The 17,805-nt window shown below is 69.6% G+C and carries 16 protein-coding genes and 2 pseudogenes; 9 read left to right on the top strand and 9 right to left on the bottom strand.

Annotated features, from left to right (window positions below):
• From A5704_RS09130 to A5704_RS09115, 4 genes and pseudogenes are all read right to left on the bottom strand, one after another.
• A pseudogene (locus A5704_RS09130) lies at positions 1 to 567 on the bottom strand (hypothetical protein); the annotation flags it as partial.
• A gap of 79 nt (positions 568 to 646) precedes the next feature.
• Positions 647 to 2,044 carry a YhgE/Pip domain-containing protein gene (locus A5704_RS09125; protein ID WP_067756090.1) on the bottom strand — a complete coding sequence of 466 codons (1,398 nt, stop codon included), beginning with the start codon at positions 2,042 to 2,044 and terminating at the stop codon, positions 647 to 649.
• A gap of 26 nt (positions 2,045 to 2,070) precedes the next feature.
• Complete coding sequence (locus tag A5704_RS09120) at positions 2,071 to 2,805, bottom strand: pirin-like bicupin family protein (RefSeq protein WP_067756086.1); 735 nt, start codon at positions 2,803 to 2,805, stop codon at positions 2,071 to 2,073.
• Positions 2,806 to 2,832: 27 nt separating this feature from the next.
• Complete coding sequence (locus tag A5704_RS09115; protein ID WP_067756159.1) at positions 2,833 to 3,657, bottom strand: MarR family transcriptional regulator; 825 nt, start codon at positions 3,655 to 3,657, stop codon at positions 2,833 to 2,835.
• A 107-nt stretch (positions 3,658 to 3,764) separates the two neighbouring features.
• Here A5704_RS09115 and A5704_RS09110 point away from each other — a divergent pair, with 107 nt between their 5' ends.
• A complete protein-coding gene (locus A5704_RS09110) occupies positions 3,765 to 4,898 on the top strand; it encodes a dihydrodipicolinate reductase (RefSeq protein ID WP_082950099.1) in 1,134 nt (377 codons plus the stop codon).
• Here the strand turns inward: A5704_RS09110 and A5704_RS09105 are convergent.
• On the bottom strand, positions 4,895 to 6,310 hold the full coding sequence (locus A5704_RS09105; protein ID WP_067756083.1) for an alpha/beta hydrolase domain-containing protein: 1,416 nt from the start codon (positions 6,308 to 6,310) through the stop codon (positions 4,895 to 4,897). The genes A5704_RS09110 and A5704_RS09105 overlap by 4 nt on opposite strands.
• Positions 6,307 to 7,437, bottom strand: a pseudogene (locus A5704_RS09100) (sigma-70 family RNA polymerase sigma factor). Before A5704_RS09100 ends, A5704_RS09105 begins: the two are co-directional and overlap by 4 nt.
• On the opposite strand from A5704_RS09100, the gene A5704_RS09095 reads away from it, so the two are divergent.
• From A5704_RS09095 to A5704_RS09080, 4 genes are all read left to right on the top strand, one after another.
• Positions 7,430 to 8,224, top strand: a complete 795-nt coding sequence (locus A5704_RS09095; protein ID WP_369807429.1) for a lysophospholipase — start codon at positions 7,430 to 7,432, stop codon at positions 8,222 to 8,224. The pseudogene A5704_RS09100 and the gene A5704_RS09095 sit on opposite strands and share 8 nt — an antisense overlap.
• A 101-nt stretch (positions 8,225 to 8,325) precedes the next feature.
• Positions 8,326 to 9,075, top strand: a complete 750-nt coding sequence (locus A5704_RS09090; RefSeq protein ID WP_067756073.1) for a DUF2786 domain-containing protein — start codon at positions 8,326 to 8,328, stop codon at positions 9,073 to 9,075.
• Positions 9,072 to 9,584, top strand: coding sequence for a TIGR04338 family metallohydrolase (locus tag A5704_RS09085; protein WP_067756071.1), 513 nt, complete (start codon positions 9,072 to 9,074; stop codon positions 9,582 to 9,584). Before A5704_RS09090 ends, A5704_RS09085 begins: the two co-directional genes overlap by 4 nt.
• Complete coding sequence (locus A5704_RS09080) at positions 9,581 to 11,698, top strand: beta-glucosidase (protein ID WP_197505004.1); 2,118 nt, start codon at positions 9,581 to 9,583, stop codon at positions 11,696 to 11,698. The genes A5704_RS09085 and A5704_RS09080 overlap by 4 nt, the downstream gene beginning before the upstream one ends.
• Positions 11,699 to 11,818: 120 nt before the next feature.
• Here A5704_RS09080 and mymT read toward each other — a convergent pair whose 3' ends face one another.
• A complete protein-coding gene (gene mymT, locus A5704_RS27550) occupies positions 11,819 to 11,965 on the bottom strand; it encodes a metallothionein MymT (protein WP_073877879.1) in 147 nt (48 codons plus the stop codon).
• Between the two features lie 147 nt (positions 11,966 to 12,112).
• Between mymT and A5704_RS09075 the strand changes: the two genes are divergently transcribed.
• Entirely contained in the window at positions 12,113 to 12,769 is a 657-nt protein-coding gene (locus A5704_RS09075; protein WP_067756069.1) for an O-methyltransferase, read from the top strand.
• Here the strand turns inward: A5704_RS09075 and A5704_RS09070 are convergent.
• Positions 12,766 to 13,746, bottom strand: a complete 981-nt coding sequence (locus A5704_RS09070) for a nitronate monooxygenase (protein WP_067888626.1) — start codon at positions 13,744 to 13,746, stop codon at positions 12,766 to 12,768. The genes A5704_RS09075 and A5704_RS09070 overlap by 4 nt on opposite strands.
• A gap of 115 nt (positions 13,747 to 13,861) precedes the next feature.
• Here A5704_RS09070 and A5704_RS09065 point away from each other — a divergent pair, with 115 nt between their 5' ends.
• Entirely contained in the window at positions 13,862 to 14,302 is a 441-nt protein-coding gene (locus tag A5704_RS09065) for an SPW repeat protein (RefSeq protein ID WP_067779239.1), read from the top strand.
• Between the two features lie 34 nt (positions 14,303 to 14,336).
• On the opposite strand, the gene ilvD is transcribed toward A5704_RS09065, so the two are convergent.
• Positions 14,337 to 16,052 carry a dihydroxy-acid dehydratase gene (ilvD, locus tag A5704_RS09060; protein ID WP_067888623.1) on the bottom strand — a complete coding sequence of 572 codons (1,716 nt, stop codon included), beginning with the start codon at positions 16,050 to 16,052 and terminating at the stop codon, positions 14,337 to 14,339.
• Positions 16,053 to 16,180: 128 nt separating this feature from the next.
• On the opposite strand from ilvD, the gene A5704_RS09055 reads away from it, so the two are divergent.
• Positions 16,181 to 16,471 (top strand): metal-sensitive transcriptional regulator, encoded by a 291-nt coding sequence (locus A5704_RS09055; RefSeq protein WP_007167284.1) that lies wholly within the window; start codon positions 16,181 to 16,183, stop codon positions 16,469 to 16,471.
• A gap of 134 nt (positions 16,472 to 16,605) precedes the next feature.
• On the top strand, positions 16,606 to 17,805 hold a 1,200-nt coding region (locus tag A5704_RS09050; protein ID WP_067888629.1), incomplete at its 3' end, for an MFS transporter.

Here is a 17,805-nt window from a genome sequence, read left to right as displayed (position 1 = left end):
AGCGCGGCCCTGGCCGTTGGTGTTGTCCACGAAGGCGCCCAGCGGCGAGCTGCAGCCGGTCTGACGCCACGAGCCGGCTTTCTGACCGCGTACGTCGAAGAAGTTCGCGTTGATCGCGATCGTGGGCTGGCCCATTCGCTGCCACGCCTGCAGCGGCGCATAGAGTTCCGACGCCTGCCAGAGGCCCTCGCCGGTGCGGGCGCCGGGGTTGTTCTCGCAGCGCGCCTGATCGCCCTGGTGCGTGTCGACCAGCAGGTGGGGCGAAAGCCGGCCCGCGGCGTTCTTGATGATCATCAGGTGGCCGCCGTTGTTCATCTCGTACCAGCTGCCACCGGCGTTGAGCATCGGTGCGGGATGGCCGGGACCGAAGTTATAGACCAGGTAGGAGCCCTTGGTGGTGTTGATGGCGTTGGCCAGCAGATCGCGGCCGTCGGCGGCGTGCGCGACCGGCTGTCCGGTGGTGCACGCGAGGACAATGCCGGCGACGATGGCGGTGCAGCCGGCCACCAGCCGGCGCAAGCTGGCGCCTCGGGTCAGCACGATCGCCCTTTCCGCCCGGATCTGAATACAACATAAACATCATCAGTCACATCCGTCACACTGTCAATTTAGATAACGGGCGGATGACGCTCGGGCGGCGGTCGAATTACGTTTGCTCGCTTGGGCTTTCGCTCGACGGTTCCGGCTCGGTGGCGGCGACCGTTCGCTCGTGCTTGCCCTGGCGCGCCTTGTGCTGAGCCTGGTGTTCCTGGGCGATCGCCAGCTCGACGGCACCCGCGATCCGGTGGAATCCCTTGCGGTCGTACAGGTGCGTGACGATGCCGCCCAGCAGCAGCCCGATCACGAGGCCGATCGTCGTCATGATCAGCGCCTGGGAGATCCCGGTGTCCGCGTGCCCCTTGAAGTACAGCAACGACCGGGTGCCGAGGAAAACCTGGTGCATGGGCTCGAATTCAGCCAACCAGCGGAAGAACGTCGGCGTCGCCTCCAGCGGCACGGTGGCGCCGGCCGAGGGCAGGCCGAGGATCACGAAGATCAACATGCTGACCAGCAGGCCGCCGGTGCCCAGCACGGAGAGCAACGAACTGGAGGTGATGCCCACCGCGGCGATCGCGAACACCCCGAAGGCCCAGAGTTGCCAGCCGAGGTCGATGGGCATGCCGAGCCCATGAGCGATCGCGATATAGACGGCGGAGGTGAGCAGGCCCAGCAGCACCATGATCGCCCACTTGAGCAGCAGCGTCTGAAATCGCGAGATTCTGACCTGCTCGGCGAAGCGATACACCGGACCGAATTCGGCTGGGACGTAACCGAGTAACGCGTCGACCAGGGTGCTGACCACGATACTGCCGGTGAACCCCGCGAGCAGCAGTAAGAGCGCGTAATAGAAGGCCGATAGCCCGTTACCGGTGCCGTCGGGCAGCGGGTGGAACACGGTCGACTCGATCTCGATCGGCGTCGACAGGCCCTCTTCGGCGGCCCCGGCCAGCGGTGCGCCGCCGGTCTGCGCCTTGACCGAAGCGAGGAGTCGTTCGCCCACTTCACCATTCGCCACGCCCATCGCCATGTTCAGCGTCTGCGCGGCGATGCTGGCGCCGAGCGTGCCGGCCCGCGGGTTCGTCGAGATCGTGATCACCGGCCGTTCCGCGGGACCGGGCACCACCGCGCTGGCGCCCAGATCGCGCAGCTTCGACGAGAAGCTGGGCGGGATCAGCACCGAGCCGTACACGTGCCCGGTGCTCAACTCGTGCTTGGCGGCGTCGCGACTGAGCACGCGGACGTCGAACTTGTTCTTGTCCAGGCCGTTGACCAAGCGGCCGGTGAGTTCCGCGCCGGCCGGCCCGGCGTCCTCGTTGACCACGGCGATGGGGAAGTGCCGCAGGTTGGTCATCGGGTTCAAGATGCCGCCGAGGTAGAGCGCGCACAGCGCCGACATCAGGGCCAGCGTGATCACGAGCGGCGCCGCCCAGAACCGCACGGTCCGGACCGCCTTCACGTTCCGGTTGGGGTTCGGCGCCGCGTGCTGCGGCCGCGATTGAGACATGCCGGCTCCTGTCTGTCACGCCCACTCTATGGGCTCGCGGCCCCCAGTTCAGCGTGCATCTCCCAGACCAGTAGTTCCGACGCATCGTTCGCCGTAACCCGCGCTTCGCCGGCATCGGTGAACCGAACGGCGTCACCGTCCCGCAGGTCGCCGGCGCCCTCGCAGGTGATCGCGCCCCGCGCCACGAAGAGATGCAGGTAGGGCGCCTGCGGGAGGATCACGGTGTCACCGGGCTGCAGCCGCGCGGCGTGTAGGGCGGCGCTGCGGTTGTGCAGGTCGATCGCCCCGTCCCGGCCGCGGATACCCGAGGCGATCGTCACGAGTGTGCCGTCCAACACGTCCGCGCCGATCTCTTGCTGTTGATAGCCGGGGGCGATGCCGGCCTCGTCCGGCACCACCCACATCTGCACGAAATGCACTGGCTCCGTGGGAGAGTCGTTCTCCTCCGAGTGCAGGATTCCGGTGCCCGCCGACATGCGCTGGGCCAGGCCGGGAACGATGACGCCGTGATTGCCGATGGAGTCCCGGTGCGCCAATCGACCCTTCATCACCCACGTCACGATCTCCATGTCCCGGTGCGGATGCGTGCCGAATCCGGTTCCGGGCGCGACGATGTCGTCGTTGTTGACCAGTAGCAACCCGTGGTGGGTGTTATCCGGGTCGTAGTGGTCGCCGAACGAGAACGAGTGCCGCGATGTCAGCCAGGGTGTGTTGGTGACGGCCCGCTCGGCCGCACGCCGGATGTCCGCGTGGGCAGCCATGGGCCCAGCCTAATCTCACCGGCGACGTCAGGACACGGTCGCGGCGAGCAGCCCCTGGGCATGCCTGAGCGCGGCCTCGAGCCCGGGCAGTGTCAGTCCGGGAGAGCGGCCCAGGTGGATCTCGATCTGGTAGTCCGGCTGGCCATCCGGCCCGAAGATCGGCAGCACCACGAACTCGGCCGCGGCCAAATCGGTTTCGAGCACATCGGTGACGGACTGCAGCGTCACCATCGTCATCAGGGTGGTGAGCTGGCGGGTCACCCGCGCCGTCGGCTCCAGGGACGTCAGCACCTCGGCGAGGCGATCGTGCAGCGACTGGTGGGTGTCGTCGAACCGCCACGCGCCGTACCCACGGGCGCGAATGTCGGCGAGCACCCGCTGGTGGTCGGCGACCTCCGCCCGGGTCAGCCGCGGCATCACCCGGTGCAGCCAGGCCCGCACGAATTCGTCGTCGCGCCAGGCCATGGCGACCAGGCCGAACGGCGGGTCGATGGGGAAGCGCTGGCCGACGGCTTGCCCGCCGTCGGTTCCGTGGCCGACCGCGTCCACCGTGGTCAGGTGCCGCCCGCCGATCTTCGACATGGAGCAGCCCGCGCCGAGCGCTTCATGCAGAAACCGCAGGGCGTCGCGGCCCCGGTCCAGCAGCGGGAACTGCGCCCGTAGCCCATGCACCAGCCCGAACAGGCCACTGCCCAGGACGTAGCGGCGATCTCCGCGGCGCGCCACCCAGGCGCGCCCTTCCAGTTCGGCCAGCACCAGGGCGCAGGTGGATGTGCTGATCGCGCAGCGCTTCGCCACCTCGGCGGACGTCAGCCCTGCCGGCGAATCCGCCAGCGTGGCAAGCACATCCATCACGCGGCCGGTGGGCGGCGATTTGGCGGTTGACGTACCGATGTCCACCTCCCTACCATCCGTCCAAATTGTAAATACATGCATCCTAATATTAGGAGATATCCGCGGTGATCAAGGTCGGAGTGTGGGGGCCGGGTTCGATGGGGGTGATTGCCCTGCGCGGCGTCATCGACCACCCGGAGTTAAAGCTGGTCGATCTGGTCGTGCACAGCGACGCCAAGGCGGGCCGCGACGCGGGGGAGCTGTGCGGCATCGGGCCGGTCGGGGTTACGGCCACCCAGGACCCCTCGGCGATGCTCGCCGGCGGCGCCGATGCGGTGGTGTACGCCGCCGGCGCCAACCTGCGGCCGCTCGAGGCCGTCGAGGACATGGTCTCGATCCTGCGGGCCGGCAAGAACGTGGTGTCGTGTTCGGTTGTGCCGCTGGTCTTTCCCGACGGTGTCGACGCGGCGTTCACCGATCCCCTACGGCGGGCCGCGCTCGACGGCGGTGCGTCGTTCTTCACCACCGGCATCGACTCCGGCTTCGCCAACGACGTCCTGCCTTTGGTGCTTACAGGCGTCTCGCGCGTCATCGAGTCGGTCCGGGTGACGGAGATGTTCAACTACGCCACTTACCCGGATCGGGCCGCGGTGTACGAGATCCTGGGGTTCGGCAAACCCGCGGAATACCAGGCGTTCGCTGCCCAGCCGGGAATCTTCACCTTCGGCTGGGGGCCGGTCCTGCATCAGCTCGCCGCCGGACTGGGCGTCAAGATCGACGACATCGAGGAAAGCAACGAACGCCTTCCCGCCGCCGAGTCCTTCGACACGCCCACCGGCCACATCGACGCCGGGACGATCGCGGCCATGCGCTCCACGCTGACCGGATACGTCGCTGGGAAGCCAACTTTCGTCCTCGACCACGTCACCCGGATGCGCGACGACATCGCGCCGGACTGGCCGCAGCCTCGCATCTCGATCCCGCCGAAGGACCTCGGGTACGGGCAGGCCTCCGGGCGCGGCCTCTATCGGGTCGAGATCGAGGGATCGCCCAGCATGCGGTGCGAATTCGAGATGGCGGAAGACCACGACCACGACCTGGGCGCCCGGATCGCGGGCGCCTCGAGGATGGTCAACGCCATCCCGGCGGTGTGCGCCGCCCCGCCGGGGCTGCTCTCGGCGCTGGACCTGCCGCTGGTCACCGGGGCGGGACTGGTCCGGCCCGTGCCGGGGCCGGCACCGGACAGCCGGTTGTTCTAGGCCCCGTCGCCGGGGTAGGTCGCGGCGGCGAGCGCCAGGATCTCGGTGCGATCCGCAGGCAGGATGAAGCGAGCGTCGATGGCCGCGTCGAGCGAGGCGGTGAAGCGCTCCAGGTATTCGGCCTTGCCGCCCGGGTAGAGGCGGCGCACCGTGTCGGCGTCGAAGGGTTCACCCGCCCCGAAGATCGCGGCCATCAGGTTTTCGTCGGTGGTGACGCCGGACGTGCGCGCGATCGGTACGTCGACCCAGGGGCTCCGAATGCCGCCCTGGGCAAGGCCGTTGGCGTCGAGCACCAGCTGGGGCGACTCGGATTCGCGCATGGCTATCGGCGCGGCCGAGGGCGCCGGCTCCCCGGTCCGGATCCACCCGTCGAGCGCGGCGACCGCCGCCTGCACCACGTAGTGATGCTGCGGGCCGAAGTTGATGTAGTGATCGAGTTGCTGACCCATCAGCATGTTGGTCGGCGCGTAAGCGGCCACGATGTCGGCGAGCGGGGCCGAACCGGAGTCGATCGGCGCCACCTGAATGGTGTAGTTGTCGGCGTGCGCGGCGCCGGGGATCTCCCAGACCCGCAGCATGTCGTTGTCGGGCTGCCTGGCGGAGTAATAGCCCAGCGGCACATGGCCGAACAGATCGGTCTCGGTGATGACCGTGAGCAGTGGGACGCGCAGGTTCGGCCGGAACTTCACCGCCTGTTGCGACCCGCGCGAGGACTCCAGTCCCTCGATCAGCGAGACCCCGTCGAGCGGTGCGGCCGGCCCGAATCGGGAGTGCACCAGGAAGCCGTCGTAAACGCGGGCGAGCGGATCGACGGCGTTGACGTAGGTGGTGAGGAACATCGCCGATTGCGACTCGCCGATCCCGATGACGTGTTGCGGATGCAGCCCGGCCAGGATGCCGTCGCCCCGATCCCTGACGAGTTCGCCGGCGTGGGAGAAGATGTCGAACGCGAAGGCGTCGCCCGGGTGATGCAAGCCGCCGTAGCGGGCCGGATCTTGCGTCTTCAGGGACATGTCCATGCCGAGCAGGCTGGCGCCGCCGTCAATCCCCACCTTCTGCGCCGAGACGGCTACGTAGGCGTATCCCGCCCGGACGATTTCACGGTGCGCCATCATCCATACGGCGGGCGCGTCGATGCCGCCGCTGACGTTGAGCCACTCGACCAGCGCGGTGCCGTTGAAACGGGCCGGATCGGTGGGTGTGATGGCCACGATCCGAGTGGTGTAATCGGCTGTCCCGCTGGGTGTTACATCCCAGCGACCGTCCGGGCCGAGCTCGCCGTTCGGCGCGAAGGACGAAGCGGTGCCGGAGATGAAGAACTCTTCGGCGGCGTAGCCGACGCTGCCGATGTCGAAGGCGCCCAGCAACAGCAGCGCCTTTCCGGACGCGGGTGTGACGTCGATGTATGTCATAACGCCTCCGGCAGGCCGAACTTCGCGAACAGCTTCTCGTCGAGGAAGGCCACCACGTGTGACACCGCGTCGCCGCGCACATCGAGGACGTGCAGCTGGAAGGGCACGTGCCGATCGCCGGCGCGCATGTACATGGCGGCGCCGGGCTGCCCGTTGGCGACCACCGGCAGCAGGCGCATGTCGCCGGGGTCCTGGGCGGGGCATTGCTGGTGAATGAGGGTGACGATGTCCCGCGGGCCCCGGTACCAACCGACGTACGGCGGCATCTCCCAGATGGCCTCGGCGGTGAACAGTTCGACTAGGCGGTCGATGTCGTAGGCCTCGAAGGCGGCGATGTAGCGCGCCAGCAGGTCCTGGGTTTCCGGGGAATCCGGTGCCGCCAACCGGTCGCCCGCGCTGGGCCCGACGGCGTCCAGCTGGGACCGGGCGCGCTGCAGCAAACTGTTGACGGCGGTCGTGGTGGTGTTGATCGCGTCGGCCACTTCGGCGGCCTTCCACTGCAGCACGTCACGAAGCAACAGCACCGCCCGCTGCCGGGGTGAGAGGTGTTGCAGCGCAGCGACAAACGCCAACCGGACCGACTCTCGCGACCCGACGATGACCGACGGGTCGGCCGGGTCGTTCGTCAGGTCCGGGAGTGGTTCCAGCCAGGGCACCTCGCGCCGCTCGTGCAGTTCGGCGGTCGGGTCGGAGCTGGGTGCGCCCAACCCGGTCGGCAGCGGGCGGCGTTGCCTGCCCTCCAGCGCGCTCAGGCAGGTGTTGGTGGCGATGCGGTGCAGCCACGTCCGCATCGAGGACTTCCCCTCGAAGCGGTCGTAGGCCTTCCACGCGCGCAGCAACGTTTCCTGCACCAGATCCTCGGCGTCGTGCAGCGACCCGGTCATCCGGTAGCAGTGGGCGAGCAGCTCACGACGGTACGGCTCGGCGTGCGCCGAGAAGTCACCGCCGACCGGGGGGACGAGGTCGGAGTTCGCGGCGTTTTGCGCAAGCAGTCCCACGATGGGAGAGCCTACGACAGTGTCTGGCAGGGCGACCTGCATCGGGAGCCATTACGCTGCCCGTAATGACTAGGACCGTGCAGTGAACCGAGCCGAACGGAACTTCGACGGATTCGGTGGAGTGCGCATCGTTTACGACGTCTGGACACCGGACACCGCGCCGCGGGCGGTGGTCGTACTGTCGCACGGACTCGGCGAGTATGCCCGCCGGTACGACCACGTCGCGGAGCGTTTCGGGGAGGCGGGCCTGGTCACCTACGCGCTGGACCATCGCGGGCACGGCCGTTCGGGTGGCAAGCGGGTGCTGGTGCGTGACGTCTCCGAGTACACGGCGGACTTCGACAGCCTGGTGCGGATCGCCACCCGGGAGCATCCGGGCCTCAAATGCATCGTGCTCGGGCACAGCATGGGCGGCGGCATCGTGTTCGCCTACGGCGTCGAACGGCCCGACAACTACGACCTGATGGTGCTGTCGGGGCCCGCGGTGGCCGCCCAGGACCAGGTGTCGCCGCTGATGGCGCTGGCCGCCCGGGTCGTCGGCGGCCTGGTGCCCGGCCTGCCGGTGCAGGAGCTGGACGTCGACGCCATCTCCCGGGACCCGGAAGTGGTGGCGGCCTACAAGAGCGATCCGCTGGTGTATCACGGGAAGGTTCCGGCCGGCATCGGCCGCGCCCTCCTTCAGGTCGGCGAGACCATGCCGCAGCGCGCACCGGCGCTGACGGCGCCACTGCTGGTGGTGCACGGCTCCGACGACCGCCTGATTCCCGTCGCGGGCAGCCGGCGCCTGGTCGAGTGTGTCGGGTCCGCCGACGTCGAACTGAAGGTCTACCCCGGGCTCTACCACGAAGTCTTCAACGAGCCGGAGCGCGACCAGGTGCTGGGCGACGTGGTCGCCTGGATCACCGCCCGGCTCTGAGGCGGAACTGTCGTAGCGCTCCCGTATTTTGGCGCATATGACCCGCGCCGACGACGATGCAGAGCGGGTACCGCCCGCTCGGGGGGAGAGGAGTGGCGCACATGACGGACGACAAGATGCTGGCCCGCATCGCCGCGCTGTTGCGCCAGGCCGAAGGCACCGACAACCCGCATGAGGCGGACGCCTTCATGAGCGCCGCGCAGCGGTTGGCCACGGCGTCCTCCATCGACCTGGCGGTGGCGCGGTCCCACGCGGCGAACCGCTCGCCGGCGCAGGCCCCGACGCAGCGGACCATCACCATCGGGGAAGCCGGCACCAAGGGACTGCGGACCTATGTGCAGCTGTTCGTGTTGATCGCGATGGCCAACGACGTGCGCTGTGACGTGGCATCGAATTCGACGTTCGTCTACGCCTACGGGTTCGCCGAGGACATCGACGCCACGCACGCGTTGTACGCCAGCCTGGTGGTCCAGATGGTGCGGGCGTCGGACGCCTACCTGGCGTCGGGCGCGCACCGGCCGACGCCCACCATCACCGCGCGGCTGAACTTCCAGTTGGCCTTCGGGGCCCGCGTGGGCCAGCGCCTGGCGGAGGCTCGTGACCAGGCCCGGCGCGAGGCCACCAAGGACAGGCGCCGGCCGCCGGGCACGGCGATCGCGTTGCGGGACAAAGATGTCGAGCTGCACGACTACTACCGGAGCGCGTCGAAGGCGCGGGGCACCTATCAGGTCAGCCGGGCGACGGCGGGCTATTCCTCGTCGGCGCGGCGCGCGGGGGACCGGGCCGGTCGGCGGGCGCGGCTGGGCAGCAGCCCCGAACTCCCGGGCGCGCGCACCCCGTTGGGCCGGTGACCCCGGAACGCTCCGCCAAGAGGGACTCCCAGCGCGCCAAGGTTTACGCGGCCGAGGAGTTCGTCCGGACGCTGTTCGACCGGGCCGCCGAGCACGGGTCACCCGTCGTGGACTTCTTCGGCGGGCAGCTCACGCTGCCGCCGGAGGGACGATTCGGCTCGGTGTCCGCCGCGCAGCGCTATGTTGACCAGGTGCTTGCATTGCCGGCGGTGCGCCGGCGGTGGCCCTCCGCGGCGCCGCTGCGGGTGCGGCCGCGACGGGCCGCCACCGCGGCCCATTACGAATTCCGCGACGGCGCAGGCGTTATCGCGGTCCCCGACCGCGACACCGCCGACTGGGCGCTGCGCGAACTCGTGGTGCTTCACGAGGTCGCTCACCACCTGTGCCGGGCCGACCCACCGCACGGCCCGGAGTTCGTCGCGACGTTCGGCGAGCTGGCGGAGCTGGTGATGGGCCCCGAGTTGGGGCACGTGCTGCGCGTCGTGTACGCGAAAGAGGGTGCGCGGTGAGCGATCCCGACGCCCGGGCACGCGAGGTCGAGGCCCAGCTGACCGACGACGAGCGGTTCTCGCTCCTGGTCGGCGTGATGGGGGCCGGCGACATGTGGCCGGTGCGCGACGACCGCATCCCACCGGGCGTCCCGATGAGCGCCGGTTACGTGCCCGGCGTTCCCCGGCTCGGCATTCCGGCGTTGCAGATGAGCGACGCCGGCCTCGGTGTGACCAACCCCGGCTACCGCCCGGGTGACAGCGCGACCGCGCTGCCGGCCGGGCTGGCGCTGTCGGCGAGCTTCGATCCCGCGCTCGCCCGCGCGGCGGGGGAGGTGATCGGCCGGGAGGCCCGCAGCCGCGGGTTCAACGTGCAGCTGGCCGGCGCCATGAACCTCGCGCGCGACCCGCGGAACGGGCGCAACTTCGAATACCTTTCCGAGGACCCGCTTTTGACCGCGACGATCGCCGCGGAGTCGATCGACGGCATCCAGCAACAACACGTCATCTCGACCGTCAAGCACTACTCGCTGAACTGCAACGAGACCAACAGGCACTTTTTGGACGCCGTCATCGACCCCGACGCGCATCGCGAATCCGACCTGCTGGCCTTCGAAATGGCCATCGAGCGGGCGCGGCCGGGCGCCGTGATGGCCGCCTACAACAAGGTCAACGGCGCCTACGCCGCCGCCAACGACGTCCTGCTCAACCAAGTGCTGAAAGGCGCCTGGGGATACCCGGGCTGGGTCATGTCGGACTGGGGGGCCACGCCGTCGTGGGAGTGCGCGCTCGCCGGCCTCGACCAGGAATGCGGCGCGCAGATCGACGCGCTGTTGTGGCAGAGCGAAACCTTCGGCGCGCCGCTGCGCGCCGCCCATGCCGACGGCAGGCTGAGCGACGAGCGCCTCTCCGACATGGTCCGGCGGATCCTGCGGTCGATGTTCGCGGTCGGCGTCGACCGGGCAACGGTCACGCCCCCACCGGATCTGGCCGCCCACAACGAGATTGCGCTGCGGGTCGCCCGGCAGGGAATCGTGCTGCTGAGCAACCGCGGGCTGCTGCCCCTGGCGCCGGAATCGACCGCCCGCATCGCCGTCATCGGCGGGTACGCGAACGTGGGCGTGCCTGCCGGCTACGGGTCGAGCGCCGTCGTCCCGCCGGGCGGCTACGCGGCCGTGATTCCGATCGGCGGCGCCGGACTCGAGGCGGGGCTGCGCAAGCTGCACCTGCTGCCATCGAGCCCGCTGGACGAGCTGCGAAAGCAATTGCCCAACGCCGAAATCGAATTCGACCCCGGCATCAGTCCCACGGAGGCGGTCCGCGCGGCGCGCCGCGCGGACTTCGCGATCGTGTTCGCGGTTCGCGCAGAGGGGGAAGGGTTCGACATCGCCGACCTGTCGCTGCCGCAGGGGCAGGACGAGCTGATCACCGCCGTGTCCGCCGCCAACCCGAACACCGTCGTGGTGCTCGAGACGGGCAATCCGGTGACCATGCCCTGGCGCGACTCGGTGCGGGCGATCGTGCAGGCCTGGTATCCGGGGCAGGCCGGCGCCCAGGCCATCGCGGAAGTCCTTGCCGGGCAGGTCAATCCGTCGGGACGCCTGCCGATCACCTTCCCGGCCGACCTGCGACAGACGCCGCGCCCGGAACTGCCCGGACCCGGCGCCGCGTGGGGGGAGCCGAGCACGATCGAGTACGTGGAGGGATCCGACGTCGGCTACCGCTGGTTCGCCGCCACCGGGGCGACACCGGCGTTCGCCTTCGGACATGGCTTGTCCTACACCAGCTTTGAGTACCAAGACCTGGACGTCACCGGTGGAGACACGGTGACCGCCAGCTTCAGCGTGGTCAACACGGGCGACCGCACGGGGGCCGACGTCCCGCAGCTGTATCTCACCGGGACCCCCGACGGGCCGTGCCTGCGGCTGCTCGGATTCGAGCGGGTCGAGCTGGAACCGGGGGCCGGCCGCCGCGTGAGCGTCGAGGCGGATCCGCGCCTGCTCGCGCGCTACGACGGCGGCGTGGCGCGCTGGCGCGTCGGTGCGGGCGGCTATCGGGTGGCGATCGGCACGTCGGCGGTCACACCGCAGCTGGCAGCGACGGTCGAGCTCGCCGGGCGTACGTTCGGGCGCTGATCGCGGCGCGCCGGCCGCATCGAGTGTGCGTTCGCGGTTTTGGCTGTGCGCGCAGGGTTTCCCACCCCGGCGTGTCGCCGCCCCGGACGCACACTCGACGCGAGCCTCAGGAGGCGCGGACTACTTGACCGGGGTCAGCTCGTCGCCACAGGTGCAGCGGTACGGCTCGCCCGAACCGGAGCAGTGGCAGGGAACCTCGATACGAACGCGACACCCGCAGCCCTCGTGGCCGCAGGTCAGCTCGGTGCCTGCTTCGTAATTTGCCATTTCACTCACCCATTTCTCTGTTGTGATCCCTTACGGCTGTGGTCGACCACGCCACCCACTATATACCCCCCATGGGTATCCGTAAATGACCGTGACCGCTCCGATACCGGCGCGGCCGGCATCGCGCCGCACGGCTAGCTTGGTGGCATGACCCAGAACCCAACGCCGCAAGACGTCGACGAGTTTCTGAACGACACCGTGATCGGGGACGATCCGGCGCTGAGCGCGGCGGTCGAGGCCAGCGACGCGGCCGGCCTGCCGCAGATCGCCGTGTCGGCCCAGCAGGGCAAGTTTCTGAGCCTGCTGGCCGGCGCGGTCCGGGCCCGCCGCATCCTCGAGATCGGCACCCTGGGCGGCTTCAGCACCATCTGGCTGGCCCGCGGAGCCGGCCCGCAGGGCCGGGTGGTGACCCTGGAATACGAGCCCCGGCACGCCGAGGTGGCCCGGGCGAACCTGGAGCGGGCGGGTGTCGCCGACCGGGTGGAGGTGATCGTCGGTGCGGCGCTGGACACGTTGCCGACATTGGACGGCGGCGCGTTCGATCTGGTGTTCATCGACGCGGACAAAGAGAACTACGTCGCCTACCTGGACTGGGCGGTCCGGCTGGCCCGCCCGGGCGCACTCATCGTGGCGGACAACGTCGTTCGCGAGGGACAGATCCTGGATCCGCAGCACAACGCGCAGGCGCAGGCGGTCCGAGAGACCTTGCGACTGATGGGCGAGCACCCGCGACTGGACACGGCCGTGATCCAAACGGTCGGGGCCAAGCGCTGGGACGGCTTTGCGCTCGCGCTGGTGCGCTAAGGGCTGAGGTCGGCGACCGCCTGCGCGGCGGAACTGAGTTCGCCGATTCGCAGGGCGGTTTCGCCGGCGTACAGCGCCGCACGGTCCACCCACGCATCGGGAGTGCCGGCGAGCGGCGCGAGCGGCGTGAGCAACGGCCGGGCCGGCGACTGCATGCGCATCAACGCGCCGGCGTCGAAGTAGCCCAGCACGGCCATCGGGCGGCTCACCGCATTGATGGCAGCGGGCAACGGCTTCGCCCAGCCGTCGGCGCGGCACCAGCGCCGCGTCGCAGCGTTGGGCACGACGCGATGGCGCAGCGGCCAGCTCAGGCCGAACAGGTTGGTCTCGATCGTCTTGTCCGCGTTGGCAACTCGGCGCTGATACTCCCGGTTGGCGTTCGCCTCGTGCGTCATCAGGAAGCGCGTTCCCGCGACCACGCCGCTGGCGCCCGCAGCCAGGGCGGCGCTGGTGTCGGCACCGGTGGCGATGCCGCCGGCGAGAAACACCGGGCGGTGGCCCGCGACGGCCAGCGCCTGGGGCAGGAATTGCAGCGCCGGCATGGTTCCGACGAGATGGCCACCGGCCTCGCGCCCCTGAGCGATCAAACCGTCGGCGCCCCAACCGATAGCGGCGCGGGCCTCCCCCGGGGTGCCGACCATCACGAAGACGAAGATGCCGGCGTCGCGCAGGTGTCGTACCAGCCCCCGCTTCTCGCCGAAGGCCAGCACGACGGCGTCGACTCCGGCGTCGACGCAGGCCGTGATGTGCCCGCGATGAACGAAGTGCAGCAACAGGTTTACCGCGACCGCGCGGCCCGGCGTCCGCTCGCGCACCTCATCGATGGACGCGCGCAGCCGGCGCGGCGTGGCGATACCCAGGGTGCCCAGGCCGCCCGCCTCGGCGACCGCGGCGGCCAGCGCGGCACCCGCCAGACCACCGCCCATGCCGGCCTGCGCGACCGGAACGTCCAGGCGCAGGCGGTCCGCGATGTCCACGCCTCACGACGCTACGCGGGTGGTCGAATCGGACCGTGATCGGGCGTAATCTTGACGGCAGATGGATGGGTGCAGACAGCTCAAAAGGCTTGCTGCATAACAGAAAGGTCACAAAATGAGTACAGTCCATTCATCAATCGATCACCACCCCGACTTGTTGGCCCTGCGCGCGAATTACGACCGCGTCGCCGAGTCGATGAGTGCGCACGTCACCTTCGGGCTGGCGCTGCTGACGGGCCTGTATGTGGCCGCGTCACCGTGGCTGGTGGGCTTCAGCGCCACGGGATCGCTTGCCACGTCGAACCTGATCGCCGGGGTCGCCGCGGCGTTCTTGGCGTACGGGTTCGCAACGGCGCTCGACCGTGCACACGGGTTGACCTGGACGATGCCGGTGCTCGGCATGTGGGTCATCGCGTCCCTGTGGATCCTGCCGGGCGTCACGCTGACCACCGGCATGACGTGGTCGAACGTGATCGCGGGTGCGTTGCTAACCCTGTTGGGCCTCAACGCCACCTACTTCGGCAGGCGCACACGCGCGGCGGCCACCCACGCATAGCATCCAAACCCGTTGAGCGAGGCGGCGATCGGGGCTAGCCGCAGACCGCACCGTTCGCCGCCGTGCTCACCAGCTTGACGTACTTGGCCAGTACGCCCGTCTTGTAGCGCGGCGGGGGAGGGGTGAAACCCTTTCGCCGGGAATCGAATTCGCTCCCGTCGACCAGCACGTCCAGCACGCGGTTCGCGACGTCCAGGCGGATCGGGTCGCCGTCGCGCAGGAAGGCGATTGGCCCGGCGTCGACCGCCTCCGGCGCGATGTGCCCCACGCACAGGCCGGTCGTCCCGCCGGAGAACCGGCCGTCGGTCAGCAGTAGCACGTCTTTACCCAGGCCGGCGCCCTTGATGGCGCCGGTGATGGCGAGCATCTCGCGCATCCCCGGACCGCCCTTGGGACCCTCGTACCGGATCACCACGGCATCGCCCTTGGTGATCGTCCCGTCCTCCAGGGCATCCAGCGCGGCCCGCTCACCGTCGAAAACCCTTGCCGTGCCCTCGAACACGTCAGAGTCGAAGCCGGCCGACTTGACCACCGCGCCCTCGGGCGCCAGCGATCCGCGCAGGATGGTGATGCCCCCGGTCGGGTGGATGGGATTGTCCAGCGCCCGCAGCACCTTGCCGTCGGGGTCGGGTGGGTCGATCGCGGCCAGGTTCTCGGCGACGGTCTGGCCCGTCACCGTCAGGCAGTCGCCGTGCAGCAGGCCCGCATCCAACAGCGCCTTCATCGCCACCGGCACGCCGCCGATCTGGTCGACGTGCGACATGACGTGGCGCCCGAACGGCTTGACGTCGGCCAGGTGCGGCACTTTCGAACCGATCCGGCTGAAGTCGTCGAGGGACAGCTCCACGTCGGCCTCGTGCGCGATCGCCAGCAGGTGCAGCACGGCGTTGGTGGATCCGCCGAACGCCATCACCACCGCGATCGCGTTCTCGAACGCCTCCTTGGTGAGGATGTCGCGGGCGGTGATCCCGCGCCGCAGCAACTCGACGACGGCCGCACCGCTGCGGCGGGCGAACCCGTCGCGGCGGTAATCGGTCGCCGGTGGGGCCGCGCTGCCGGGCAGCGACATGCCGAGCGCCTCCGCGGCGCTGGCCATCGTGTTGGCGGTGTACATGCCGCCGCACGCGCCCTCGCTGGGACAGATCGCGCGTTCGATGGCGTCGACGTCCTCCCGGGGCATCAGGCCGCGTGCGCACGCGCCCACCGCCTCGAACGCGTCGATGATGGTGACCTCGCGTTCGGTTCCGTCGGACAGCTTGGCCCGCCCGGGCAGGATCGACCCCGCGTAGAGGAACACCGCCGCCAGGTCCAGCCGCGCGGCGGCCATCAGCATCCCGGGCAGGGACTTGTCGCAGCCGGCCAGCAGCACCGAGCCGTCGAGGCGCTCGGCCTGCATCACGGTCTCGACGCTGTCGGCGATCACCTCGCGCGACACCAGTGAGAAGTGCATGCCCTCGTGGCCCATCGAGATGCCGTCGGACACCGAGATCGTCCCGAACTCCAGCGGGAAGCCGCCGGCCGCGAACACGCCCTCCTTGACCGCCTTGGCGAGCCGGTCCAGCGAGAGGTTGCACGGCGTGATCTCGTTCCACGACGACGCCACCCCGATCTGCGGCTTGGCGAAGTCCTCGTCGCCCATGCCGACCGCCCGCAGCATGCCCCGCGCGGCGGCCTTCTCCAGGCCGTCGGTTACGTCACGGCTGCGCGGTTTGATGTCGGTGACTCCGGACGCATCGCGTGTTGTGGCCATCCTGCAAGTATGCGTGAACAGGCCGGACGGCAAATGTGCGGGTCATACCCGGGCGGGGTATAAAGTGGAATCGTGACGCCGGCCCGGCCACGCGCGGCGGGCGTGGATGGGCAGGGGTGAAGGACAGGATGACGAACGCGCACGGATATTCGCAGCAGAAGGACAACTACGCCAAGCGGCTGCGGCGCATCGAGGGTCAGGTGCGCGGCATCGCGCGGATGATCGAAGAGGACAAGTACTGCATCGACGTCCTCACCCAGATCAGCGCGGTCAACAGCGCGCTGCGTTCGGTCGCCCTGAATTTGCTCGACGAGCACCTCAACCACTGCGTCACCCGCGCCGTGGCCGAGGGCGGCGACGACGCCGACCAGAAGCTCGCCGAGGCCTCCGCCGCCATCGCGCGCCTCGTTCGTTCCTGATTGGTGACCGAGTTGAGACCCGGATTACGGCCCCGATAAGGGGGGAGCCGTAGTTGCGGTCCGTACGGTAAGGCAGTGTGATCGCATTAGGCGCGACAACCCAGGAACTGGGTAGCCCGGCCGATACCGACGCCATGACTGCCGAAACCAATGCTGCCGCCCGAACGTGGACGCCACGGGTCGCGGCCCAGCTTGTGGTGCTGGCGGCGGCGGCCTTTACCTACGTGACCGCCGAGATCCTGCCCGTCGGCGCGCTGCCGGCGATCGCCCGCAACCTGCACGTCAGCCTGGTCCTCGTCGGGACCCTGCTGTCGTGGTACGCCCTGGTCGCGGCGCTGACCACGATTCCGCTGGTGCGCTGGACCGCGCACCTGCCGCGCCGCCGGGTGCTCGTGCTGAGCCTGACCTGCCTGACCGTCTCGCAGATGATCTCGGCGGTGGCCCCCACCTTCGAAGTACTGGCCGCCGGTCGCGTGCTGTGCGCGATCACGCACGGGCTGCTGTGGTCGGTCATCGCGCCGATCGCGACGCGGCTGGTACCGCCGAGCCACGCCGGCCGCGCGACGATGTCGATCTACGTCGGAACCAGCCTGGCGCTGGTGGTCGGTAGCCCGCTGACGGCGGCCATGAGCCTGATGTGGGGCTGGCGCCTGGCGGTGGTGTGTGTGACCGTGGCGGCCGTCATCGTCACGGTGGCCGCGCGGGCGCTGCTGCCGGAGATGGTGCTCACCGAGGACCAGCTGAAGTGCGTGGGCCCCCGGTCCCGCCACCACCGCAACCGCCGGCTGATCATCGTCAGCATCATCACCATGGTCGGCGTGACCGGGCACTTCGTCTCCTACACCTACATCGTGGAGATCATCCGCGAGGTCGTCGGCGTGCGGGGGCCGAACCTGGCATGGGTGCTGGCCGCCTACGGCGTGGCGGGGGTGATAGCCGTCGGCCTGGTGGCGCGGCCGCTGGACCGCAGGCCCAAGGGGGCGATCATCGGGTGCCTGGCCGGTTTGACGGCCGCATTCGTGGTACTGACCGCGCTGGCACTGGGCGGCCGCCCCGCCGCGGCCGCGGCCCTGATCGGGACGGCCGCGATCGTGCTGTGGGGGGCGATGGCCACCGCCGTGTCGCCGATGATGCAGTCCGCGGCGATGCGCAGCGGCGCCGACGACCCCGACGGGGCGTCGGGGCTCTACGTGACGGCTTTCCAGGTGGGCATCATGGCGGGCGCGCTGGCGGGCGGGCTGCTCTACGAGCGCAGCGTAGTGCTCATGCTGACCGCGTCGGCCGGTTTGATGGCGGCCGCGCTGGTCGGGGCGGCCGCCAATCGTCAGGCGCTC

This window comes from Mycobacterium sp. E735 (assembly GCF_001666955.1).
Classification (GTDB): Bacteria; Actinomycetota; Actinomycetes; order Mycobacteriales; family Mycobacteriaceae; genus Mycobacterium.
The sequence above is the reverse complement of the archived record's forward strand: the minus strand, read 5'-3'. Positions and strand labels throughout refer to the sequence as shown.